Annotated in this window: 20 protein-coding genes; 12 read left to right on the top strand and 8 right to left on the bottom strand. The window is 72.0% G+C overall.

All coding sequences use genetic code 11. From position 1 onward, the window contains the following. Window positions 1-55: 55 nt before the first annotated feature. Window positions 56-1,216, bottom strand: coding sequence for an ROK family transcriptional regulator (locus AB0230_RS09655; RefSeq protein WP_363578223.1), 1,161 nt, complete (start codon window positions 1,214-1,216; stop codon window positions 56-58). A gap of 210 nt (window positions 1,217-1,426) precedes the next feature. Here AB0230_RS09655 and AB0230_RS09650 point away from each other — a divergent pair, with 210 nt between their 5' ends. The 5 genes from AB0230_RS09650 (at window position 1,427) to AB0230_RS09630 (ending at window position 6,118) form a co-directional block, all read left to right on the top strand. Then, complete coding sequence (locus AB0230_RS09650) at window positions 1,427-1,912, top strand: glutathione peroxidase (RefSeq protein ID WP_363391037.1); 486 nt, start codon at window positions 1,427-1,429, stop codon at window positions 1,910-1,912. Between the two features lie 167 nt (window positions 1,913-2,079). Further along, complete coding sequence (locus AB0230_RS09645; protein ID WP_366375406.1) at window positions 2,080-2,976, top strand: alpha/beta hydrolase; 897 nt, start codon at window positions 2,080-2,082, stop codon at window positions 2,974-2,976. Window positions 2,977-3,078: 102 nt separating this feature from the next. Further along, window positions 3,079-4,266 carry a xylose isomerase gene (gene xylA, locus AB0230_RS09640; protein WP_279366134.1) on the top strand — a complete coding sequence of 396 codons (1,188 nt, stop codon included), beginning with the start codon at window positions 3,079-3,081 and terminating at the stop codon, window positions 4,264-4,266. Between the two features lie 143 nt (window positions 4,267-4,409). Then, entirely contained in the window at window positions 4,410-5,804 is a 1,395-nt protein-coding gene (gene xylB, locus AB0230_RS09635) for a xylulokinase (protein WP_366375404.1), read from the top strand. A 167-nt stretch (window positions 5,805-5,971) separates the two neighbouring features. Further along, complete coding sequence (locus AB0230_RS09630; protein WP_366375402.1) at window positions 5,972-6,118, top strand: hypothetical protein; 147 nt, start codon at window positions 5,972-5,974, stop codon at window positions 6,116-6,118. A 13-nt stretch (window positions 6,119-6,131) separates the two neighbouring features. Here the strand turns inward: AB0230_RS09630 and AB0230_RS09625 are convergent, their stop codons facing one another. Further along, window positions 6,132-6,866, bottom strand: a complete 735-nt coding sequence (locus tag AB0230_RS09625) for a hypothetical protein (protein ID WP_363391024.1) — start codon at window positions 6,864-6,866, stop codon at window positions 6,132-6,134. 66 nt (window positions 6,867-6,932) lie between these two features. On the opposite strand from AB0230_RS09625, the gene AB0230_RS09620 reads away from it, so the two are divergent. From AB0230_RS09620 to araA, 4 genes are all read left to right on the top strand, one after another. Beyond that, entirely contained in the window at window positions 6,933-7,916 is a 984-nt protein-coding gene (locus AB0230_RS09620; RefSeq protein WP_363391021.1) for a LacI family DNA-binding transcriptional regulator, read from the top strand. 243 nt (window positions 7,917-8,159) lie between these two features. Then, complete coding sequence (locus AB0230_RS09615; protein WP_315995196.1) at window positions 8,160-8,876, top strand: L-ribulose-5-phosphate 4-epimerase; 717 nt, start codon at window positions 8,160-8,162, stop codon at window positions 8,874-8,876. Next, complete coding sequence (locus AB0230_RS09610; RefSeq protein WP_366375399.1) at window positions 8,873-10,516, top strand: FGGY-family carbohydrate kinase; 1,644 nt, start codon at window positions 8,873-8,875, stop codon at window positions 10,514-10,516. Before AB0230_RS09615 ends, AB0230_RS09610 begins: the two co-directional genes overlap by 4 nt. A 20-nt stretch (window positions 10,517-10,536) precedes the next feature. Next, window positions 10,537-12,048, top strand: a complete 1,512-nt coding sequence (gene araA, locus AB0230_RS09605) for an L-arabinose isomerase (RefSeq protein WP_366375397.1) — start codon at window positions 10,537-10,539, stop codon at window positions 12,046-12,048. A gap of 300 nt (window positions 12,049-12,348) precedes the next feature. On the opposite strand, the gene AB0230_RS09600 is transcribed toward araA, so the two are convergent. After that, window positions 12,349-12,858 (bottom strand): hypothetical protein, encoded by a 510-nt coding sequence (locus tag AB0230_RS09600; RefSeq protein WP_363391012.1) that lies wholly within the window; start codon window positions 12,856-12,858, stop codon window positions 12,349-12,351. Window positions 12,859-12,962: 104 nt separating this feature from the next. Between AB0230_RS09600 and AB0230_RS09595 the strand changes: the two genes are divergently transcribed. Both AB0230_RS09595 and AB0230_RS09590 read left to right on the top strand, forming a co-directional pair. Next, window positions 12,963-14,030: an SDR family oxidoreductase gene (locus tag AB0230_RS09595; protein WP_366375394.1), complete on the top strand. Its 1,068-nt coding sequence runs from the start codon at window positions 12,963-12,965 to the stop codon at window positions 14,028-14,030. 260 nt (window positions 14,031-14,290) lie between these two features. Beyond that, window positions 14,291-14,785, top strand: a complete 495-nt coding sequence (locus AB0230_RS09590; RefSeq protein ID WP_366375392.1) for a hypothetical protein — start codon at window positions 14,291-14,293, stop codon at window positions 14,783-14,785. Window positions 14,786-14,815: 30 nt separating this feature from the next. Here AB0230_RS09590 and AB0230_RS09585 read toward each other — a convergent pair whose 3' ends face one another. Further along, on the bottom strand, window positions 14,816-15,346 hold the full coding sequence (locus AB0230_RS09585) for a hypothetical protein (RefSeq protein ID WP_366375390.1): 531 nt from the start codon (window positions 15,344-15,346) through the stop codon (window positions 14,816-14,818). Next, window positions 15,343-16,893, bottom strand: coding sequence for a dGTP triphosphohydrolase (gene dgt, locus AB0230_RS09580; protein ID WP_366375388.1), 1,551 nt, complete (start codon window positions 16,891-16,893; stop codon window positions 15,343-15,345). The genes AB0230_RS09585 and dgt overlap by 4 nt, the downstream gene beginning before the upstream one ends. Before the next feature lie 234 nt (window positions 16,894-17,127). On the opposite strand from dgt, the gene AB0230_RS09575 reads away from it, so the two are divergent. After that, window positions 17,128-17,910 (top strand): alpha/beta fold hydrolase, encoded by a 783-nt coding sequence (locus AB0230_RS09575; RefSeq protein ID WP_315995189.1) that lies wholly within the window; start codon window positions 17,128-17,130, stop codon window positions 17,908-17,910. Window positions 17,911-17,996: 86 nt separating this feature from the next. On the opposite strand, the gene AB0230_RS09570 is transcribed toward AB0230_RS09575, so the two are convergent. Genes AB0230_RS09570 through AB0230_RS09560 form a run of 3 tightly spaced genes read right to left on the bottom strand, consistent with a single transcriptional unit; the run spans window position 17,997 to window position 22,208 of the window. Continuing rightward, window positions 17,997-20,315, bottom strand: coding sequence for a glycoside hydrolase family 3 N-terminal domain-containing protein (locus AB0230_RS09570; protein ID WP_366375386.1), 2,319 nt, complete (start codon window positions 20,313-20,315; stop codon window positions 17,997-17,999). A 7-nt stretch (window positions 20,316-20,322) separates the two neighbouring features. Continuing rightward, window positions 20,323-21,198, bottom strand: coding sequence for a carbohydrate ABC transporter permease (locus AB0230_RS09565; RefSeq protein WP_366375384.1), 876 nt, complete (start codon window positions 21,196-21,198; stop codon window positions 20,323-20,325). Beyond that, a complete protein-coding gene (locus AB0230_RS09560) occupies window positions 21,195-22,208 on the bottom strand; it encodes a sugar ABC transporter permease (RefSeq protein WP_315995186.1) in 1,014 nt (337 codons plus the stop codon). The genes AB0230_RS09565 and AB0230_RS09560 overlap by 4 nt, the downstream gene beginning before the upstream one ends.

The following is a 22,208-nucleotide window of genomic DNA, read 5'->3' as shown; positions in this document are numbered from 1 at the left end:
GACGTCGATGCCCGCGCGGACGGTTTCGGGAAGGGTTTCGTTCCGTGCAGAGTTCTCAACGGGCGGGGAACAGGGCGGCCTCGAAGACGGCCTCGGCCGCGCCCACGAGCAGGCGGTCCTCGCCGAGTTCCGCGGCCGCCAGGCGCAGACCCTCTGCGCACGCGGGCAGGGTCTGCGCGCGCACGGCGTCGTCGAGTCCCGCCAGATCGAGCTCGGCCAGGGTCGCGAGGAAGCCGCCGAGCACGATCACCGCCGGGTTCATCACGTTCGCCGCGTTCGCGAGAGCGGTCGCGAGGATCCGTCGCTGGCGCGCGATCTCCGCGCGAACGGCCGGATCGTCGGCGGAGCCCAGAGCCGCGGAGAGCGTCGCCTCGTCGGCGCTGTCGAGCCCGACCGCCGCGAGCAGGAGCGCGCGACTGACCTCGTCCTCGAGCACGCCGTCGACCGCCCGGCGGTCGCGGGGATCGACGATGCCGGGACGGTTCTGCCCGAACTCGCCGGCGTACCCTCCCGCGCCTCCCAGCGGCACCCCGCCCACGATCACCGCGCCGCCGATCCCGCTCGCGCCGCCGTTCAGGTAGACCACGTCGTGCGCCCCGCGCGCGGCGCCGAAGAGGTGCTCGGCGAGGGCGCCGAGTGCGGCGTCGTTGCCGACGTGGGCGGGCAGGCCCGTGGCATCCGTCATGAGAGAGGGCAGCGGGGCGTCGATCCAGCCGAGGTGCGGAGCCTCGCGCACGACGCCGTCGGAGGCGCGCACGGGGCCCGGGACCGCGACGCCGACCCCGACGATGCGGGCGTCGGTGAGGACGTCGCCCCGCCACCGTGCGAGGTGCGCGCCGACCAGCTCGGCGGTGCGTTCGGGGGTGAGCAGTTCGGTCTGCTCGAGTCGCTCGCGCGCCACGATCGTGCCGTCGAGGGCGACCGCGCCGAGGTCGAGGGCGTCGACCTCGGGGTTGACGGCGATCGCGACCACCCGCGGGTCGGGCGCGACGATGGGGGAGGGGCGACCGACGCGTCCCTGCGCGTCGGATGCGCGCTCGACGACGAGTCCTGATCGCTGCAGGTCGCCCACGAGGTCGGCGATCGTGGAGCGATTCAGGCCCGTTGCCTCGGTGAGCGCGGCCCGGGAACGCGGACCCTGGCGGTGCACCGTGCGCAGCACCAGCGACAGGTTGGCGCGGCGCATGCCGTCGCCGCGGGTGCCCTCGGTGACCATCCGACCACTGTGCCATGCCGTCGGCGTCCGACCGTGGCACTCTTCTCGTCCGTCCCGGGAGCCCGGCGAGCCGCGACTTCGCGTGTGCACGCCCTCCCGAGGGGCGAGCGGCGGCGCGCGGCGCTTCCCCCGGCGAGGGCGTCCACCTCCCGATCGTCGCGACTCGCGCATTCCCACCCCGGGCAAAGCGGGCGGTGCCAGGATCGACGCATGGACCTCTCCGGCATCCCCATCACGACCATCCGCGGCGACGAGACGACCTTCGGCGACCTGACCGACGGCAAGGCGGCGCTCGTGGTCAACGTCGCCTCGCGGTGCGGGCTCGCGCCGCAGTACGAGGCGCTCGAGGCGCTGCACAAGAAGTACGCCGACCGCGGGTTCACGGTCATCGGCTTCCCCAGCAACCAGTTCCTTCAGGAGCTCGGCGATGAGGACAAGATCGCCGAATACTGCTCCGCCACGTGGGGCGTCACCTTCCCGATGTCGGAGAAGGTCAAGATCAACGGCCGGAACGCCCACCCGCTGTACAAGGAGCTGACCTCGACCCCGGATGCCGAGGGCAAGACCGGCCGCATCTCGTGGAACTTCGAGAAGTTCGTCGTGGCCCCCGACGGGCGGGTGACGCGGTTCAGCCCGCGCACCCTGCCCGACGCGCCGGAGGTCGTCGCCGCGATCGAGGACGCCCTCCCGCGCTGACCGCGCCCTGCGCCGGCGCCCGCCCTCCCGCGCTCGCCCCTCGTCGAGCGTCCGGAACACGCTGTCGCGCCTCGGCCGACACGGCGTGTCCTGGACACTCGAGGGGGGAAACGGCGCCCGACGGCTGCCCTATCCTGACCGGGAACCCGACCTTCGAAGGAGCCGTCATGGCCGATGCCGTCGTCCTCGTTTCCGGCGGAGCCGCCGTCACCCCGTACACCGACCCCGAGCGCGCCGCGGCCGCGGGGCTCGCGGCGGGCAACACGATGACCGCACTGCGCGCGCACTTCGTGGCACGCGGCATCCGGGTCTTCACCGCTCCCGCCCGCATCGGTGCGGGGGAGGTGCGGGAGGATGCCGGGTGGCAGGGCTTCGACGACGTTCCCGTCGTGCTGCCGGCCGGGGTGACGATCAACGCGGTCGGTCGTGTCGACGACGCGGGGGTGGCGCTCGCCGCCTTCCTGCGGTGGCTCGCGGACGAGCGGGAGGTCGGGAGCGTCGACCTCGTCGGTCACTCGATGGGCGGGCTGTTCTCGCGCGCCGCGATCCGCGAGCTCGGGGGCGGCGGCCCGCGCATCGAGCATCTGGTGACCCTCGGCACCCCGTGGGACGGCTCGGTGCTGGGCGACCTGCTCGACGGCGAGCTCTCGGAGGCCGATGCGCACGGCGACCCCGCCACGCGGCAGATCTTCGCCGAGGCGCGTCCGTACGCCGATGCCAACTCCCAGGGGGCGGCGGCCGAGGTCTCGCGCCGGTTCCTGCGCGGCTGGAACGACGCGCAGGCGGGGGTGCTCGACGGCATCCCGGTCACCGCGGTCGGCGCGGGCTACTTCTCGGCGGCGAGCGAGCCGGCGCAGCTGTGGCCGCATGACGGCCTCGTGTCGCTCACGAGCGGCCGTGCCGACGAGGTGCCCACGACGGTGCTGCCGAAGGTCGAACGCCATTCGTTCGGCGACCACGTGCACAGCATCTTCTTCGCCGAGGCCTTCGGCTTGCCGTGGGAGCGCGCCCTGACCTGGGACCCCGCGGTGTTCTCGGTGGTGGATGCCGCGCTCGGCGACTGACGCGGGGCTGGACTCCGTGCCATCCGGGGTATATGTTGTGAGCACCAACAAACCCGGCGCGCGTCACCGCGCACTCGTGCGTCTCCATGCGAAGGAGCAGGAATGCCCACCCCCACCCGCGATGACAAGTTCTCGTTCGGACTCTGGACCGTCGGCTACAACGGCACCGACCCGTTCGGCGGCCCCACGCGTGAGCCCCTCGACGTCGTGCACGTCGTCGAGAAGCTCGCCGAGCTCGGCGCCTACGGCCTGACGTTCCACGACGACGACCTCTTCGCCTTCGGCTCGACCGACGCTGAGCGCCAGAAGCAGATCGACCGCCTCAAGGGCGCGATGAGCGACACCGGCATCGTCACGCCGATGGTGACCACCAACCTCTTCTCGGCCCCCGTCTTCAAGGACGGCGGCTTCACCTCGAACGACCGCCAGGTGCGTCGTTTCGCGCTGCGAAAGGTGCTGCGCAACCTCGACCTCGCCGCCGAGCTCGGGGCGAAGACGTTCGTCATGTGGGGTGGCCGCGAGGGTGCCGAGTACGACTCCGCGAAGGACATCCGTCAGGCGCTCGAGCGCTACCGCGAGGCCGTGAACCTCCTCGGCGACTACGTCACCGACAAGGGCTACGACATCCGTTTCGCCATCGAGCCCAAGCCCAACGAGCCCCGCGGTGACATCCTGCTGCCGACCCTCGGACACGCGATCGCGTTCATCGACTCGCTCGAGCGCCCCGAGCTCGTGGGCCTGAACCCCGAGGTCGGCCACGAGCAGATGGCGGGACTGAACTTCGCCGCCGGCATCGCCCAGGCGCTGTACCACGGCAAGCTCTTCCACATCGACCTCAACGGTCAGCGCGGCATCAAGTACGACCAGGACCTCGTGTTCGGCCACGGCGACCTGCACAACGCCTTCGCGCTCGTCGATCTGCTCGAGAACGGCGGCCCCGGCGGCGTGCCCGCCTACGACGGCCCGCGTCACTTCGACTACAAGCCCTCGCGCACCGAGGACGAGACCGGTGTCTGGGACTCCGTGTCGGCCAACATGAACACCTATCTGCTGCTCAAGGAGCGCGCCGCGGCCTTCCGCGCCGACCCCGAGGTGCAGGAGGCCCTGGAGGCCGCGAAGGTCGCCGAGCTCGCGCAGCCGACGCTCAACGAGGGCGAGACCTACGACGACTTCCTCGCCGACCGCTCGGCCTACGAGGACTTCGACACCGACGCGTACCTCGGCGGCAAGGGCTTCGGCTTCGTCCGCCTGCAGCAGCTCGCGACCGAGCACCTGCTCGGCGCGCGCTGAGCCCCGCGGGGCCTGGATGCCGCGGCATCCGGGCCCCTTTCCGTCGAGTGTCCACGACACGCCGCATCGCCCCGCGCGGCACGGCGTGTCGTGGACACTGAACGGGATGCCGCACCGCTGCGGCGCGAACAGAGGGAGTGAGCATGGCGCTCGTCATGGGAGTCGATTCGTCGACGCAGTCGTGCAAGGTCGTCGTCGTCGACGCCGAGACCGGGCGCGTGGTGCGTGAGGGGCGCGCATCGCACCCCGCCGGAACCTCGGTCGACCCCGAGGCGTGGTGGATCGCGCTGCAGGACGCCATCGCCCGAGCGGGCGGGCTCGACGACATCGCCGCGGTCTCGATCGCCGGGCAGCAGCACGGCATGGTCGTGCTGGATGCCGAGGGGGCCGTCATCCGCGACGCCCTGCTCTGGAACGACACGCGGTCGGCCCCGGCTGCACGCGACCTCATCGACGAGGTCGGCGCGGCCGAGTTCGCCGAGCGCACGGGCGCGGTGCCGGTCGCCTCGTTCACCGGCACGAAGCTGCGCTGGCTGCGGGATGCCGAGCCTAACAACGCTGCGCGCGTGGCCGCGGTCGCGTTGCCGCACGATTGGCTCACCTGGCGCCTTCGCGGGTTCGGTCCGGGCAACGCGGTGCTCGAAGAACTGGTCACCGATCGCTCCGACGCGTCCGGCACGGCGTACTGGGGCGCCGGCGGATACGACGATGACCTCTTCGCGCGCGCCCTCGGTCACGACGCGGTGCGCCCGCGCGTACTGGGACCGTGGGAGAGCGCCGGGACGCTGCCGGGCGGGGCTCTCGTGGGCCCCGGCGCCGGGGACAATGCCGGCGCGGCCCTCGGCCTCGGCGCGGGCGTGGGCGACGTCGTCGTGTCGCTCGGCACGTCGGGCACGGTGTTCGCCGTATCCGACACCCCGAGTCGCGACACCACCGGGACGGTCGCCGGCTTCGCCGACGCGACCGGGAAGTTCCTCCCCCTGGTCGCGACCCTCAATGCCGCGCGCGTGCTCGACGCGTTCGCGGGCCTGCTCGGCGTCACGCACGACGAGCTCGGCGCTCTGGCGCTGCAGGCCGAGCCGGGGGCCGACGGCGTGGTGCTCGTGCCGTGGTTCGAGGGCGAGCGCACCCCGAACCTGCCGAACGCGCAGGCCTCGCTGACCGGCCTGACCCTGGCATCCACGAACCGTCCGACGCTCGCGCGCGCGGCGATCGAGGGGATGCTCAGCGGCCTGGCCGTGGGTCTCGAGGCGATCCAGGCGCAGGGCGTCGAGGTGCGCCGCGTGCTGCTGATCGGCGGGGCGGCGGCCAACGACGGGGTGGCGCGCATCGCCGCGCAGGTTTTCGACGCCGAGATCGTCGTGCCGGCGGCGGGGGAGTACGTCGCGCTCGGTGCGGCGCGCCAGGCCGCGGGCGTGCGGGCGGGTGGACCGGTCGAGTGGACGGTGGCCACGACCCGGGCCGTCGAGCCCGACCACCGCCCGCAGATCCGGGCGCGCTACGACGCGGTGGCGGCCCTGCGCGCCCAGGAGAGCTGATCGCGCGATCCGCAGTGGATTCGGGCGGCCGGAATACGTCAGAGTAGGACCGGACCCGTCGACGCCTTGTAAGGGGGGCGTCGGCGGGTTCTTCACGGGAGCGCTCCCGGTGTCGTGCGTCAAGACCCTCACCGCCTCGGCCTGAGGCGCCCTAGCGTCGCCGCACGGTGCGCATCCGACTCGAGTCCCCGGCCTTCCAGCGCGACGTCGACGTCGACGACGCGGAGCTCCTCGTCGAGGTCGAGGGGATGACCTGGGCCCGCGCGGGCGAGATCGGCGGGCTGCCGCGGTACATCCCGGCGGCGGCGGGCTGAGGGGGCGCGGCGGTCACGGCGTCCGGGCGGCGCCTTCCGCCGGCTGCACCCGCTCGTACGACGGCTGACGGAGCGCGCTCACCCAGCGGTATGCCCGAGCGCCCGGGATCGGCCGCCGGACCGTGTCGAAGCGCAGACCGTGGTCGTCCTGGTCGGCATCCCGTCGCAGCTCGAGGACGGCGAACGGATGCCACGGGCCCGCCGGAGTGGCATGAGCGACGGTGAGCGTCCAGGCGGAGTCGTCGTGCCCGGGCAGCTCTCGCGGATCGGTCGCCGGGGGACGCCCCCGCCGCGTCCGGGCGATCAGCACGACGGGTCCGCGCGGTCCGCGGTACGGCAGCAGCGTCCCCAGGCGGGCGCGCTCCGGCCGACGGTGCGGCAGCAGCAGGAAGCGCCCGGGCACGTTCCACCCCGTGGAGGCGAGCTCGAGGTCGCAGGCGGTGCCGTCGACGTCGATCCTCAGCGCGAGACCGATGATGTCGGGCAGAGGCGCGGGCAGCCCGAGCGATCGCGAGACGCGGGCGACGACCCGGACCGGACTGCCCGGGGCGTCGTCGATGAAGGCGATGCCGGAGGGTGCGGCCCCCGGGATCCACCGCATCTCTCCGCTCAGCACCACGCCACGGCTGTGGATCGGACGGGGGTGCCTCACTCGTTGCAGGAGGCCGAAGGCCGCGGACAGAGCCGACCCGATCGCGCGCGCGAGCGGCGATCGGCGGACGGACGGGATGCCGGTGGTCGTGGTCACGCTCCGAGAGCACCTCACGAACCCGGTGCACGCCGAGGGGGTTGCGCGCCGCTACTGTGAGTCACCATGAGCGGCGACACCGGGGCGAAACGCATCGGCGTCCGCGAGGTCGCGGCAGCGGCGGGCGTCTCGACGCAGACGGTCTCGCGGGTGCTGAACGGCTACCCCGGTATCCGCGACGTCACTCGCGAACGCGTGCTCGACGCGGTCGCCGCCCTCGACTACCGCGTGAACAACGCCGCCCGCGCTCTCGGCACGAGCCAGACGCGCACCGTGGGGGTCGTGGCGTCCGACGCCGTCCTGCACGGGCCGTCGGCGGGGATCGCGGCGCTCGAGAGGGCGGCGCGAGGGCGGGGGCGCTGGATCTCGACCGCGTACACCGACTCCGACGACCCGGCCGACATCGACGCCGCGGTGCGCCACCTGCTCGACCAGGGCGTCGACGGCATCGTGCTGGTCGCCGCCCACGGTGCGACCTCGCTCGAGGGCTACGACGTGCCGCTCGTGCCGCTGTACGGCGAGTCCGGGTCGCGCCAGCGCGCCGCGGCCGCGCTCGTCGTCGATCATCTGGTCGACCTCGGCCACCGCCGGATCGTGGAGGTCGCCGGTCCCGCCGACTGGCGCGAGGCGCGCGCGCGTACCCGGGGCGTCGCCGACGCGCTGCATCGTCGAGGCGTCGAGCGCGACGGCTGCGTCGAGGGGGACTGGAGCGCCGCGTCCGGATCCGCGATCGCCGGCGCCGTCGCCGACCTCGTCCGCGCGGGCGCGACCGCGGTCGCCGTCGCGAACGACCAGATGGCTCTCGGCCTCGTCGCGGGGCTGGTCGAGCGGGGGCTCGCCGTTCCCGGCGACGTCTCGGTCGCCGGCTTCGACGACAACCCGGATGCCGCGTTCTACACGCCCGCGCTCACCACGGTGCGTCTCGACGTCGAGGGCGAGGCCGCGGAGGCCGTGGCGACCGTGCTCGGCGAGGTCGCCGAGCCGCCGGCCGACCCCGTCCTGGTGCCGCGGGCCTCGACAGCCGCGCCGCGCGGGGCGGCCCCGCGCTGATCGCCGCGCGCCGGGAGGCGTGTCGCACCGGCATCCGTCTTCACGGCGGTTCGGGGCGCGCTCCTCTCGTCAGGGCGCAGGTTCTCCGCCCTGCAGCGAGAACCGCGCCCGGACCGGGGAGCCGCGGGGAGCCCACGAGGGGCGGGCCCGGCCGGTCGACGGGCAGGAGGGCTCGCCACCGGGGGATGTTACCGGTAACATGACAGGCGCAATCCGCCACCGACAGAGTCGAAGGAGACCCGCGTGTCCGAAGCCGCCCCGTTCGCGCCCGAGGTGCAGGAGGCGATCGACGCCCTCCGCGTCGACGTCGCGAAGCTGCACGCCGAGCTCGTGCGCTACAACCTCATCGTCTGGACCGGCGGCAACGTCTCGGGCCGCGTTCCCGGCGCCGACCTGTTCGTCATCAAGCCGTCGGGTGTCTCGTACGACGACCTCGCCCCCGAGAACATGATCCTCTGCGACCTCGACGGCAACGCGATCCCGGGCACCCCGGGCAGTGAGCGGAGCCCCTCGAGCGACACCGCCGCGCACGCCTACGTGTACCGGAACATGCCCGAGGTCGGCGGAGTCGTCCACACGCACTCCACCTACGGCGTCGCCTGGGCGGCTCGCGGCGAGGAGATCCCCTGCGTCATCACGGCCATGGCCGACGAGTTCGGCGGCCCCATCCCGGTCGGCCCCTTCGCGATCATCGGCGACGACTCGATCGGCCGCGGCATCGTCGAGACCCTGCGCGGCCACCGCTCGCGCGGCGTCATCATGCAGAACCACGGCCCCTTCACGATCGGCACGAACGCGAAGGACGCCGTCAAGGCCGCGGTCATGCTCGAGGACGTCGCCCGCACCGTGCACATCGCGCGCGAGGCCGGCCCCCTCATCCCGATCCCGCAGGACAAGATCGACGCCCTCTACAACCGCTACCAGAACGTCTACGGACAGAGCACGGACGACCGCCGATGAACGCGCAGAACCCCGACACCGCGGGCACCGGATCCGCGACCACCGGCGCCCGGGCCGTCGGCGCCGACACCGCGGCATCCATCACCGAAGGCCGGGCCAGCCTCGGCATCGAGCTCGGCTCCACCCGCATCAAGGCCTGCCTCATCGGCCCCGATGCCGAGGTGCTCGCCACCGGCTCCCACGAGTGGGAGAACGTCTACGCCGACAAGCTCTGGACCTACTCCCTGGATGCCGTCTGGGCGGGCCTCCAGGCCGCCTACGCCGAGCTGGTCCAGAACGTGCAGCAGCAGTACGGCGTCACCCCCGAGCGCTACGCCGCGATGGGCGTCTCGGCGATGATGCACGGCTACCTCGCGTTCGACGCCGACGGCGAGCTGCTCGCTCCCTTCCGCACCTGGCGCAACACCAACACCGGTGTGGCGGCGGCCGAACTCACCGAGCTCCTGGGCGTGAACATCCCACTCCGCTGGTCGATCGCCCACCTGCACCAGGCGGTCGTGGATGCCGAGCCCCACGTGCCCGAGATCCGCTTCCTCACCACCCTCGCCGGGTACGTGCATTGGACGCTGACGGGCGAGAAGGTGCTGGGCGTGGGAGACGCCTCGGGCATGTTCCCGATCGACTCCGCGACGCGCGACTACGACGCCGCCCTGGTCGCCCGCTACGACGGCCTGGCTGCCGGACGCGTCCCCGCGCTGAACGACCTTCTGCCACGCGTGCTCGTCGCGGGTACCGCCGCCGGGAACCTCACCGACGAGGGCGCGGCCCTGCTCGATCCGACCGGAACCCTGCGTCCCGGCATCCCGTTCGCCCCGCCCGAGGGCGACGCGGGCACCGGCATGGTCGCGACCTGCGCCGTCGCTCCCCGCACCGGCAACGTCAGCGCCGGCACGAGCATCTTCGCGATGGTCGTGCTCGAGCGCCCGCTCAGCGAGGTGCACCACGAGCTCGACCTCGTCACGACGCCCTCGGGCGACGCGGTCGCGATGGTGCACTGCAACAACGGCGCGAGCGAGCTGGCCGCCTGGGCGAACATGTTCACCGCGTTCTCCGCCGCGGCGGGCGCGCCCCAGACCCCGGATGCCACGTACGCGGCGCTCTTCTCCGCCGCGCTCGAGGGTGAACCCGACGCCGGCGGGCTGTTGGCCTACAACCACCTCGCCGGTGAGCCCATCGCGGGTCTCGACGAGGGGCGCCCGCTCGTCGTGCGCACGCCCGACAGCCGCCTGACCCTGCCGAACTTCATGCGCGCGCAGCTCTACGGCGTCTTCGGGACGCTCGCGCTCGGCATGGATGTGCTGCACGGGGAGGGGGTGCAGCTCGACCGCATGTACGCGCACGGCGGCATGTTCCGCACGGCCGGCGTCGCGCAGCGCTTCCTCGCGGCGGCCCTCGACGCCCCGGTCGCGGTCGCCGAGACCGCCTCGGAAGGCGGCGCGTGGGGCATGGCCGTGCTGGCCGCCTACGTCGCCGACGACTCCGGCCGCGACCTCGACCAGTGGCTGCGCGAGACGGTCTTCGCCACCGCCCCGATCCTCACCGCCGACCCCGAGCCGGCCGACGTGGCCGGCTTCGCGTCCTACCTCGACCGCTACCGCGCAGGCCTCGCCGTCGAGGCCGCCGCCGTGGCATCCCTCTGAACACTCGAAAAGGAACAGTCATGACCCGCACGAAGCTCAAGAACGACCTCGACGGCTACGAGGTCTGGTTCGTCACCGGCAGCCAGAATCTCTACGGCGAAGAGACCCTGAAGCAGGTCGCCGAGCAGTCGCAGGCCGTCGTCGAGGGCTTGAACGGCCTGCCGGTGAAGGTCGTCTGGAAGCCCGTACTGAAGGACTCCGACAGCATCCGCCGCATGGCGCTGGAGATCAACGGCCGCGACGACGTCATCGGCGTCATCGCGTGGATGCACACCTTCAGCCCGGCCAAGATGTGGATCTCCGGCCTCGACGCCCTGCAGAAGCCGCTGCTGCACCTGCACACGCAGGCCAACGTCGAGCTGCCGTGGAACGACATCGACTTCGACTTCATGAACCTCAACCAGGCCGCGCACGGCGACCGCGAGTTCGGGTACATCCAGACGCGCCTCGGTGTGTCGCGCAAGACCGTCGTCGGTCACGTGTCGAACCCGGCCGTGCGCCAGCAGATCGAAGACTGGGAGCGCGCCGCCGCCGGTTGGACCGCCGCCCGCACCCTCAAGCTCGCGCGCTTCGGCGACAACATGCGTTTCGTCGCGGTCACCGAGGGCGACAAGACCGAGGCGGAACTGCGCTTCGGCGTGCAGGTCAACACGTGGGGCGTCAACGAGCTCGTCGAGGCCGTGGAGAAGGCGTCGGATGCCGACATCGACGCGCTCGTGCAGGAGTACGTCGACAGCTACGACGTCGTCGACGAACTGCTCCCCGGCGGTGCGCGCCACCAGTCGCTGCGCGACGGCGCGGCGATCGAGCTGGGCCTGCGCTCGTTCCTCGAGGAGGGCGGCTTCGGCGCCTTCACCACGTCGTTCGAAGACCTCGGCGCCCTGAAGCAGCTGCCCGGTCTCGCGGTGCAGCGCCTCATGGCCGAGGGGTACGGCTTCGGTGCCGAGGGCGACTGGAAGACGGCGATCCTCGTGCGCGTCGCGAACGTCATGGGCGCGGGCCTGCCCGGCGGCGCCTCGCTCATGGAGGACTACACCTACGACCTCGTCCCCGGCTCCGAGCGCATCCTCGGCGCGCACATGCTCGAGGTCTCGCCCTCGCTCACCACGAAGAAGCCGCGCCTCGAGATCCACGAGCTCGGCATCGGCGGCAAGGACGACCCGGTGCGCCTGGTCTTCACCGCCGACGCGGGCCCCGCTCTCGTCGTCGCGATGAGCGACATGCGCGACCGCTTCCGCCTGGTCGCCAACGTCGTCGAGAACGTCGACGCCCCCGACCTGCCCAAGCTCCCCGTCGGCCGCGCCGTGTGGAAGCCCGCGCCCGACTTCGCCACCTCGGCCGGATGCTGGCTCGCCGCGGGAGCCGCGCACCACACCGTCATGACCACGGCCGTGGGCATCGAGGTGTTCCGCGACTTCGCCGAGATCGCCAAGACCGAGCTCGTCGTCATCGACGACGACACGACGGTCCGCGGTTTCCAGAGCGAGCTGCGCTGGAACCAGGCGTACTACCGCCTGGCCCAGGGCCTGTAAGACCCCGCCGTCCTCGGATCCTCCGCCGATCCGGGGGCGGTGCGGCACTCGCGCGCCTCGCTCTCTCGGGGCGCGTGCCGCGCACCGGCTCGACCGGCGCGCGGACCGTGCCCCGGAATCTCCGCAGCGGTGGGCTGCGGCGGTTCCGGGGCATCTCTGCGTTCAGCGCGGGCACCGCCGTGGTCTGCGGGCGACGGGCGGTGGCATCCGGTCGACGGGGACCCGTGTCCCACTCGTGATGGCGCGTGCCCCGTCTGTGAGGGGTTCGTGGGCGCGAGATCGAGAACGCCCCCGGCTTCCTCATCGGACGATCACTTTCGCCTGCGCGCTCGTCTCGGTGTCGCACGTCGTGACCTGCCACGCGGGAGCACCGTCGTCGACGATCCGTTTCATGTCGATGATGAGGGGGCTGGGGTACGTCTCGCCCGATTGCTGCGCTGCGGCCCATGCGGAGGGGGCATCGGCTCTCTGCTCGGCATCGGTGAGGTCGACCTCGTGCGACGCGCGCTTCTCGAGCGTCTGCACGTCGAGCAGGGCCTCCTCGCCGCGGGCCGGGTCGTTCCCGGTCACGCTGCGTACGCGCCAGGCCCACTTCTCATCGAGGTACTCGAGCCGCAGACCCACGACGGTGCCCGTCGACTCCCCCGGAAGGGACTCCAGGAAATCGGTCGGCCACCTGAGCTGATCGGGGAGACACGTGCCCGGGTAGCCATATCCGAGCGCGCGCTGCGGCGGCGGGGCCGACGCGCACCCGACGAGGATGCCGAGCAGAACCGTCGTGGCGCAGGCGGCCATCGCGCGTCGTCTCATCGCCCCACCGTATCGGCGGGGCGATGAGACGACGCGCGGGGGCGGAATACCGCCGCGTCGCCGGTCGTTGCGGACGGTTCACCCGAACCGATGGAAGGCTCGTCTTGTCTCACACCTCACACGCTCTCGTGGTCGGCGCGACCGGCATCGCCGGCGGCGCCCTGCTCGACCGTCTCTCCGGCGACGGCTGGGAGGTGACGGCGCTCTCGCGGCGGCCCGGCGCGGAGCGGCCCGGGGTCACGTGGCGGTCTGCCGACCTGCGGTCGCCGGGTTCGTTGGCATCCGCCCTCGACGGCGTCCCCCTCACCCACGTGTTCTTCACGGCGTGGTCGCGACAGGACACCGAGGCGGAGAACATCGCCGTCAACGGCGGAATGGTCCGCGACCTGCTCGCCGCTCTCGCCGACGCCCCGGTGCGCCACGTCGCGCTCATGACGGGACTCAAGCACTACCTCGGTCCCTTCGAGGCCTACGGCCAGGGCGCCATGCCCGACACCCCCTTCCACGAGGACGAGCCCCGACTCGACGTCGACAACTTCTACTACGCGCAGGAGGACGAGCTGTTCGCCGCGGCGGAGCGGCAGGGCTTCACCTGGTCGGTGCACCGTTCCCACACCGTGCTCGGCCACGCGGTCGGCAACGCGATGAACATGGGCCTCACGATCGCCGTGGCGGCCGCCATCAGCCGGCACCTCGACAGGCCCCTGGTCTTCCCGGGGAGTGAGACGCAGTGGAACGGTCTGACGGACGTGACGGATGCCGACCTGCTTGCCGCCCAGATGGTGTGGGCATCGACCCACCCCGAGGGTGCCGACGAGGCGTTCAACACCGCCAATGGCGACGTCTTCCGGTGGCGGTGGATGTGGCCGCGGATCGCGGCCGACCTGGGCGTGGCGGCCGAGGGCTTCGACACCGAGCCGCGGCCCTTCGAGCAGCAGATGGCGGAGGCCGCGCCCGTCTGGGCCGAGATCGTCGCGCAGCACGGTCTCGTCGAGCCCGACATCACCCGGGTGGCCTCGTGGTGGCACACCGACGCCGACCTCGGACGCGAGATCGAGGTGATGACCGATATGTCGAAGAGCCGCCTCGCCGGTTTCACCGAGCACCACCGCACGCGCGACTCCTTCAGCCGCCTGTTCGAGCGCTACCGCGCGGCACGCCTCATCCCCTGAGCCTCGTCGCGGTCGTCGGCCGGGGCGGCGTCCTCGACACCGTTCCAGCCGACGTCGCGCACACGTCGCCCCGCCACGCCTCGATGCCCTCGCGCACGGCGAAGCCGGCGATGACGGCGGCGTGACAGGACCCGCCCCCCACCGCGGGGAGGCACCACGCTCGCCCGCCGCGCTCTGTCGGAGCGTGCGCGCATGATTCGATGGTCCGGGGTCTGTTCACGGCCCGTAACCGCGCCACCCGGCCCGTGCATCGGAGAACAATGTCGCAACCTGAGGATGCCGTGGAACGCTCCTCGGCGGAACCGCTCTTCGTCGTGCAGAGGTATCCGTCGCAGCACCTGGTCGCCCGGTGGATCGGCATCCTGTTCATGGTCGGGGCCGTGGTGCTCGCCGCGTCGGAGATCATCGAGCAGGATCGTCTGGCGTACATCGGCGTCACCGTGTGGCTGACCACACTGGGCGGTCTCGGCGCGATCATCTTCTTCTTCGCCCTGTCGTTGGGCAGAGCGCGCGTCCTCGTGTTCGGGGACCACCTCGTCGTCCGTTCGGGGCGACGCCGCGCACGGGTCGTGCCGGCATCCGACATCGCCGAGCTCGCGGCGCTCATGTCGGGACGGCTGCGGGGGAGGGACGCGCGCGGGCGCACGCTCTTCGAGGTGATGAGCGTGTACCGGGGCTTCTCCGCGTTCACCACCTGGTTGCAGGCGAAGACGCCCCGTCAGTGGGCCGAGATGACGGGCAGCTCCCTCGGCTGAGCGGAGCGTCGGGGTGCCCGTGCGGCGCCGTCAGTCCGCCGGGCCGTCAGAGGTCGTCGTGCTGTGCCAGTAAGCGGCGGTCTTGCTGCCCACGCGCACGATCCTGTCGGGGTGAGTCTCGGCATCCGGCCAGAAGCAGAGTTCGTAGCTGTCGGGTGCCGTCTCCTCTTCGAGGACGGTGTCGACATCTCTGCCGGCGTCCATCGCCGTCGCCGACCATCGCGCGCGGTACGCGTCGACCGGCAGCGTGATCTCGTCCCCTCCGTCGAAACCCCCGAACCACAGCACCGGCTGGTCGGGGCGGTAGGACACCTCGACGATGTCCTCCGCGTCGCCGAGCGGGGGTTCGCTGTCGGCGAGGACGACGCGCACGGGAACGGAGCCGGTGTGAAGCCCCGTCCGCAGGTCGAGCAGCCCCGGGATCGCCGCGCCGCAGAGCCCGTTCTCCTGCCCCGCGAACGGTCTGCCGGAAACGAACTCGTCGTACCGCTCCTCCGGGTGCAACCAGATGAAGCCGTAGTGCACATGCATCGGGCCGTCGAAGATCACTTCCTCCGTCACAGGCGCTGCCCCAGCGCCCACAGCCGGTCGGCGCGCCCCGAGATGGCCTCCGACAGCGCGAAGGCCTGTGCATCGGTGAGGGATGCCACGTAGTCGACGATCCCACGCGATCGGGCGAGGCGCTCGGCATCCGCCGGCCGGTGCTCCGCGGGCAGGGCGGAGTACTGCTCGCGTGCCAGGGCGATGAGCTCGCGCAGGCGCCGCGGCGTGCGCGCGCGGTCGAGGTCGTCGTCGAGCCACTCGCCGAGGGCGCGCACGGAGCGGGCGAGGATGCGACTCATTCCGCGCTGCTGGATCGCCAGATCGGGGCGGCTGAGCACGAAGCGCTTGTGCACGAACTTCAACACCTCGACGTGATGCCAGGCCCACGGCGACAGCACGACGGGTCCCGCGCGGGGCGTGTCGAGGGGGCGCAGGCGCGCCGACTCCTGGAACCGGCGGATCCAGCGGTCGGTGAAGGCGGCGAGCCGCCGCTCCGCCGTCAGGGAGCCGTCGAACGGGCGGGCGAGCAGGTCGGTGACCATCTCGGCATCCACGTCGCTGACGGCGGCGAGGAAGGCCTCGTCGTCGGCGATCCACGGGTCGTCGCGGCGCATCTTGCGACGCAGGCGCTCCAGGCCCGCGCCCGGCGCGAGCTCGGCGCGCACCTCGTCGTCGTCACGGGCGCGCCACTCCAGCACGTCGTCGAGCCAGCCGCGGAACTCCGCCGCGATCGGGGCATGATCCAGGATGCCGGCGCGATAGAAGTCGTCGACGTCGTGCACCGAGTAGGCGATGTCGTCGGCGAGGTCCATCACGGCCCCCTCGATGCTCTGCCGGAGGGGCTCGGCATCCACTCCCTGTCGGGCCTCGTCGAGATCGGCGAGGTCGAGGTCGTACGCGGAGTACTTGTGCACGCGATACGCGCCGTCGGGGGAGCGACGGATACCGCGCGGAGGACCGATGCGCTCGACGTCGTCGGCCGCGACCGACGGTGCCCAGGGGTACTTCGCCGAGGCCGCGCGCACGGCGGCGGTGAGGTTGAGTCCGCGCGGGGCGTTCTCGACCACGTCGAGCGAGACGAGGATGCGATAGGTCTGCGCGTTGCCCTCGAACCCGTCGGGGAGTCCGAGCTCCTCGCGCGCGAGGCGGTTGAGGGTCGACTCCCCGAGGTGGCCGAAGGGCGGGTGACCGAGGTCGTGCGCGTAGGCCGCCGCCTCGACGACGGTGGCGTTGCAGACGTCGCCCTCGCCGGCCCGGCGCGAGATCGTGTTGAGCTGCAGAGCGACGACGCGCGCGATCGCGCTCACCTTGAGGGTGTGGGTGAGGCGGTTGTGCACCGGGGCGCCCGAGATCGACGGCGACACCACCTGGGTCACCGCCGACAGGCGCGAGAAATACGGCGAGAACTGGATGCGCTCGAGGTCGATGGACCAGGGGTCGGCGCGGGCGTCGTCGTGGTCGGCGAACACCCGGGATGCCGCGTTGCCGACGACGGCATCCTGATCGGCGGTCCCGTGCCCCAGGCGCGCGGTGTCTGCCGGGGGAGTGATCTGGTCGGGGAGCACGGTGGTCCTCTCGGGGCGTCGACGACGTGTGTCCACGGTAACGCGCGGTGTCTGCTCCTTCGTTCCCGTTGACGGCACGGGTTCGGCGCGGGCGCGACGATCGAGGCGATCCGGCCCGACGCGGCACGACCGAGGATGGAGTCACGCAGTGCCGGGTTATACGCCTCCCTGCTGACCGACGCAATCGTCTGGGCCGCCCGCCACGGGGAAGCTGCCCGGGTTAGCGTTGCACGTGTGACGCTGAACCATATCCGACGCGGGACGGGCAGTCCTCTGCTGCTGGTGCACGGCCTGGGCGCGGGCTGGCGATCCTGGGCTCCGATCCTCGACGACCTGGCCCGGCACCGCGAGGTCATCGCCGTCGACCTGCCGGGGTTCGGTGAGACGCCGCCACTGTCCGGTGACGTCTCCATCGCCACGCTGACCGATTCCGTCGCGGACTTCATCCGCGAGCACGGACTGAACGGAGTCTCCACCGTCGGCCAGTCGATGGGTGGACGAATCGTGCTCGAGCTCGCGCGGAGGGGAGTCGGCGGGGACACCGTGGCTCTGGACCCCGGCGGCTTCTGGAGTCCCCGCGAGCGTGCGGTCTTCGCCGCCACGCTGCGGCCGTCGATCGTGCTGGTCCGCGCATTGCGCGGCGCTCTGCCGGCCTTGCTCGGTACCCCCGTGGGGAGGACGCTGCTGCTGGCGCAGCTGTCGGCGCGACCCTGGGCCCTCTCGCGCGAAACCGTACTGCCGGACGTGCGCGGACTGGCCGATTCCCCGTCGGTCGGAGCCGCGATGGACGCCCTCACCAAGGGTCCCCTGCAACAGGGCGCCCCCGCGGGGACGGCACCCGGTCGGGTCACGATCGGGTGGGGCCGGCGCGATCTGGTGACGGTGCCGAAACAGGCTGATCGCGCCGCGCGACTGTTCCCGGACGCCTCGCTCCATTGGTTCGAACGGTGCGGCCATTTCCCCCAGTGGGATGCTCCTCGCGAAGCGACACGACTCATCCTCGACCGCACCAGCTGACCCAGCGGATCACGCAACCGTCTCGGGCAGCCGGCTTTCCCTCGCGGCGCGAGACGGGGCCATCCGCCTCGCGCCGCAACCGCGCCTCACCCCCGCCGCACCTCGACCTCGACGAACCGTGCGTCATCGGCGCCCAGCTCGTACGTCGGCCCGGTGATGCGCAGCGCCACGGCCTCATCGACGTCCGCACACGACGACCCCAGCCGCAGCTCGACCTCGCCCGCCTCGACCACCCGCCGCAGCGCACGATCGCTGTAGGCCAGACGCGACGCGGGCACGGTGAAGCGCACCTCGGCGCTCTCGCCCGGTTCGAGCTCGACCCGCGCGTAGGCGACGAGCTGGGCGAGAGGCCGCGTGACGCTCGCCGCCGACCGGTGGGCGTAGACCTGCACCACGTCGGCACCGCGCACCGCCCCGGTGTTCGTCACTCGCGCGGCGACGCAGAAGGTGTCGCCCGCGCGCACCTCGGCGGTCGCGGATGCCCTCGCCCCGTCGACCGCGAGACCCTCGCGGCGGAACGACGTGTACGACAACCCGAACCCGAACGGCCGCACGGGCGTGGGATCCGTGCTGGTCACCCCCGACGGCCCGCCGAGCAGCGGGTGCAGGTAGGAGTACGGCTGCGACCCGGCGGAGCGGGGGAGCGAGACGGGCAGACGGCCCGAGGGGGTGGCATCCCCCGTCAGGAGTGCGGCCAGCGCGGGAGCGCCCTCTTCGCCGGGGAAGAACGCCTGCAGCACCGCCGCCGGAGCCTCGGCCCCATCGAGCGCCCAGTCGAGTGCGTACGGTCGGCCGGTGAGCAGCACGAGCACCACGGGGGTGCCGGTGGCCACGACCGCCTCGACGAGCTGCCGCTGCACGCCGGGCAGCTCGAGGGAGTCGGCGTCGTTGCCCTCGCCGACGGTCCCGCGTCCGAACAGGCCCGCGCGGTCGCCCACGACGACGATCGCGACGTCGGCATCCCGGGCGGCGGCGACGGCCGCGGCGAAGCCGGCGGTGTCGGAGCCCTCGACGGCACAGCCGGGAGCGTACGCGACCTCGCCGAAGCGCTCGGTGAGGGCGTCGCGCACCGTCGGCAGGGAGAATCCGAGCGGCACCCCCGGGTGGTGCGCGAGCACGTGGTTCGCGAAGGAGTAGCAGCCCATCAGCGCGTCGGTGCTGTCGGCGTTCGGACCGATCAGCGCCACCCGACCCGGTGCGCGCAGCGGCAGCACCCCGTCGTTGCGCAGCAGCACGACCGACTCCTCCGCGAGGCGGCGGGCGAGCGCGCGGTGCGCGGCGTCGTCGAGGTCGATGCTCTGCGGGGGCGCGGAGAAGTCGGCATCCAGGAGGCCGAGGTCCTCCTTCTCGGCGAGCACACGGGCGACGGCGCGATCGACGACCGCCTCGGAAAGGGCTCCGGATGCCACCCGCTCGGCGAGGTACGGATAGGCGTCGGGCCCCGGCAGCTCCACGTCGATCCCGGCCTCGAGCGCGAGCTGGGCCGCCTCCGCGCGATCGGCGGCGATGCCGTGCATCGAGCGCAGGAACTCCACGGCGAAGTAGTCCGACACGACCGTGCCGTCGAAGCCCCACCGGCGGCGGAGGAGGTCGGTGAGCAGCTCGCGCGACGAGGCCACGGGGACACCGTCGATCTCGGTGTACGAGTTCATGACGCTGCGCACCCCTCCGTCGCGCACGGCCATCTCGAACGGCGGGAGGAACACGTCCTGCAGCTCGCGCTGTCCGACCGAGACGGGGGCGTGGTTGCGCCCGGCGCGCGAGGCGGAGTACCCGACGAAGTGCTTGAGCGTCGCGTGCACGCCGGCGTCCTGGAGCCCGCGGACGAAGGCCGTGCCGATCGTGCCGACCACGTAGGGGTCTTCCGCGATGCACTCGTCGACGCGTCCCCACCGGGCGTCGCGAACGACGTCGAGCACGGGGGCGAGGCCCTGGTGCACGCCGAGCTCGCGCATCGAGCGGCCGATGGCGGATGCCATGAGCTCCACGGCATCCGGATCGAACGAGGCGCCCCAGGCGAGCGGGGTCGGGAAGGTCGCGGCCTTCCACGCCGCGAATCCGGTCAGGCACTCCTCGTGCACGAGGGCGGGGATGCCCAACCGCGTCTCGGTCTGCAGGCGCCGCTGCTCGCCCCACAGCCACGCCGCCCGCTCGATCGGATCGACCGGGCGCGTGCCGTAGACGCGTGTCAGGTGCCCGAGGCCGTGCACGGTGGCATCCGTGTAGGCCGTGGTGGTGACCTTCTCACCGGAGAGGGGGGCGACGACCTCGTCGCCCTGGTCGACCCAGTAGCCGACGAGTTGCGCGAGCTTCTCATCGAGGGTCATGTCGGCGACGAGGTCCCGCACGCGCGCGGACACCCCGGATTCGAGGGCAGCGCCGACGTCGGTCGTGTGGATGGTCATGATCGGGTCAGCCCTTCACGGCGCCGGTGAGGCCGCCGACGATGCGCCGCTCGAAAACGCTGAAGAACAGCAGAGCGGGGATCATCGACAGCGAGGTGAACGCGAGCACGCGGGCGGTGTCGACGGAGTACTGCGACGCGAACGCCTGCGTTCCGAGCGGCAGCGTGTACGCGGCTTCGTTGTTGAGGATGAACAGCGGCAGCATGTACGAGTTCCAGCTGTTGACGAAGGCCAGGATGCCGACCGTCACCACCGCGGGGACGGCGAGGGGGAGCACCATGCGCCAGAAGAACCCGAGCCGGCCCAGGCCGTCGATCGAGGCCGCCTCCTGCAGCTCGTGAGGGATGGCGGCGAGGAACGGCGACAGGATGATAATCGTCAGAGGCAGCGCGAAGGCGATCTGCGGCACGATGACGCCCGCGAGGGAGTTCATCAGACCCAGGTTGCGCACGAGGATGTACAGCGGCGTGATCGCGACGGTCATCGGGAACATCAGCCCCGCGGTGAACAGCGCGAACACGATGCCCCGACCGCGGAAGCGATAGCGCGCGAGGGCGTAGGCGGCCATGAGACCCAGGGCGACGACGAAGAGCGTGGTGGCGATCGCGGTGATCGCGGAGTTGCCCACCTGTCCCCAGAAGACGCCGCTGGCGAGCACGTCGAGGTAGTTCTGTCCGTTCCAGGCGGTCGGGAATCCGGCCGGATCGACGGTGATCTCGGCGTTCGAGCGGAAGCCGCCGAGGATGATGTACACGACCGGCGCGAGCATCATGCCGATGAGCAGCAGGGCGACGAAGGCCACGATGATGTTCGTGGAGCGCTTCGAGCCCGCGGCGACCCGACGCGGAGCCTTCGGAGTGACGAGCGTGGCGGTGGCGGTCATTTCGAACCTCCGGTGAGGGCGCCGGCGGTGTCGCGCCGCAGCACGAACCGCTGGTAGACGAGGGCGACGGCCAGCGAGATGAGGAACATCACCACGGCCACGGCGCTGCCGTAGCCGAAGCTGCCGGCATTGCGGCCGTTCGCGACCATGTAGGTGGCCATGGTCGAGGTGCCCGCGGTCGAGGCGACGTACTGGCCCCAGATGATCCAGACGAGGTCGAACAGCTGCAGCGAGCCGATGATCGACAGGAAGGCCCAGATGCGGATGGTCGGCCCCATGAGCGGCAGCACGATGTGCCGCTGGATCTGCCAGTAGGTCGCGCCGTCGATCGCGGCGGCCTCGCTGAGCTCCTCGGGGATGCCCTGGAGGCCGGCGAGGAAGAGGATCACGGCGAAGCCGATGTACTTCCACGTGATGATGATCAGCAGCGTCCAGATCGCCAGCGCCGGGTCGGAGATCCAGTCGGCGCGGAGCGCGCCCAGTCCGACCTTCTCGAGCGCACCGTTCAGGGCGCCGCCCGACTGCAGCATGAGGCCCCAGCCGAGGCCGACGACGACTTCGGAGATGACGTAGGGCACGAAGATCAGCACGCGGATGAGCGACTGCGCGCGCATCTTGCGGTTCAGCAGGAGGGCGAGTCCGAGTGCGAGCGGTCCCTGCAGCACGAGGGAGCCGACCACGATGAGGGCGTTGTGCCCGAGCGCCTCGTGGAAGGCGGGGTCGGTGAGGATCGTGACGTAGTTCCGGATGCCGACGAAGTCGGTGGGAGCGCCGAAGCCCGACCACTTGTAGAAGCCGTAGTAGGCGGCCAGGGCGACGGGGAGGATGACGAACGACACGAACACCACGAGGGCGGGGCCGAGGAGGATCGCGAGTTCGCCGCGGATACGCCAGGCTTCGCGGCGCCGGCGCACGGGCGGCCGCCCGGCCGAGGGGGCGCGTCGGGCGCCCTCCTCGACCGGGCGGCGAGACCCGGTGTCGGCCGCCGAGGCGGCGAGCTGAGTGGCCAT

It is taken from the genome of Microbacterium sp. NPDC089190 (assembly GCF_040701795.1).
In the GTDB taxonomy this organism is placed as follows: Bacteria; Actinomycetota; Actinomycetes; order Actinomycetales; family Microbacteriaceae; genus Microbacterium; species Microbacterium galbum.
Note: the sequence above shows the minus strand (reverse complement) of the source record. Positions and strands in the feature narration are given on the sequence as shown.

Coding starts and splice junctions, on each gene's coding strand:
- AB0230_RS09655 (WP_363578223.1), bottom strand. CDS start 1,216: ATGGTCACCGAGGGCACCCGCGGCGACGGCATGCGCCGCGCCAACCTG.
- AB0230_RS09590 (WP_366375392.1), top strand. CDS start 14,291: ATGTCGCAACCTGAGGATGCCGTGGAACGCTCCTCGGCGGAACCGCTC.
- xylB (WP_366375404.1), top strand. CDS start 4,410: ATGGCGCTCGTCATGGGAGTCGATTCGTCGACGCAGTCGTGCAAGGTC.
- AB0230_RS09645 (WP_366375406.1), top strand. CDS start 2,080: ATGGCCGATGCCGTCGTCCTCGTTTCCGGCGGAGCCGCCGTCACCCCG.
- AB0230_RS09650 (WP_363391037.1), top strand. CDS start 1,427: ATGGACCTCTCCGGCATCCCCATCACGACCATCCGCGGCGACGAGACG.
- araA (WP_366375397.1), top strand. CDS start 10,537: ATGACCCGCACGAAGCTCAAGAACGACCTCGACGGCTACGAGGTCTGG.
- AB0230_RS09620 (WP_363391021.1), top strand. CDS start 6,933: ATGAGCGGCGACACCGGGGCGAAACGCATCGGCGTCCGCGAGGTCGCG.
- xylA (WP_279366134.1), top strand. CDS start 3,079: ATGCCCACCCCCACCCGCGATGACAAGTTCTCGTTCGGACTCTGGACC.
- AB0230_RS09570 (WP_366375386.1), bottom strand. CDS start 20,315: ATGACCATCCACACGACCGACGTCGGCGCTGCCCTCGAATCCGGGGTG.
- AB0230_RS09610 (WP_366375399.1), top strand. CDS start 8,873: ATGAACGCGCAGAACCCCGACACCGCGGGCACCGGATCCGCGACCACC.
- AB0230_RS09600 (WP_363391012.1), bottom strand. CDS start 12,858: ATGAGACGACGCGCGATGGCCGCCTGCGCCACGACGGTTCTGCTCGGC.
- AB0230_RS09565 (WP_366375384.1), bottom strand. CDS start 21,198: ATGACCGCCACCGCCACGCTCGTCACTCCGAAGGCTCCGCGTCGGGTC.
- AB0230_RS09560 (WP_315995186.1), bottom strand. CDS start 22,208: ATGGCCACTCAGCTCGCCGCCTCGGCGGCCGACACCGGGTCTCGCCGC.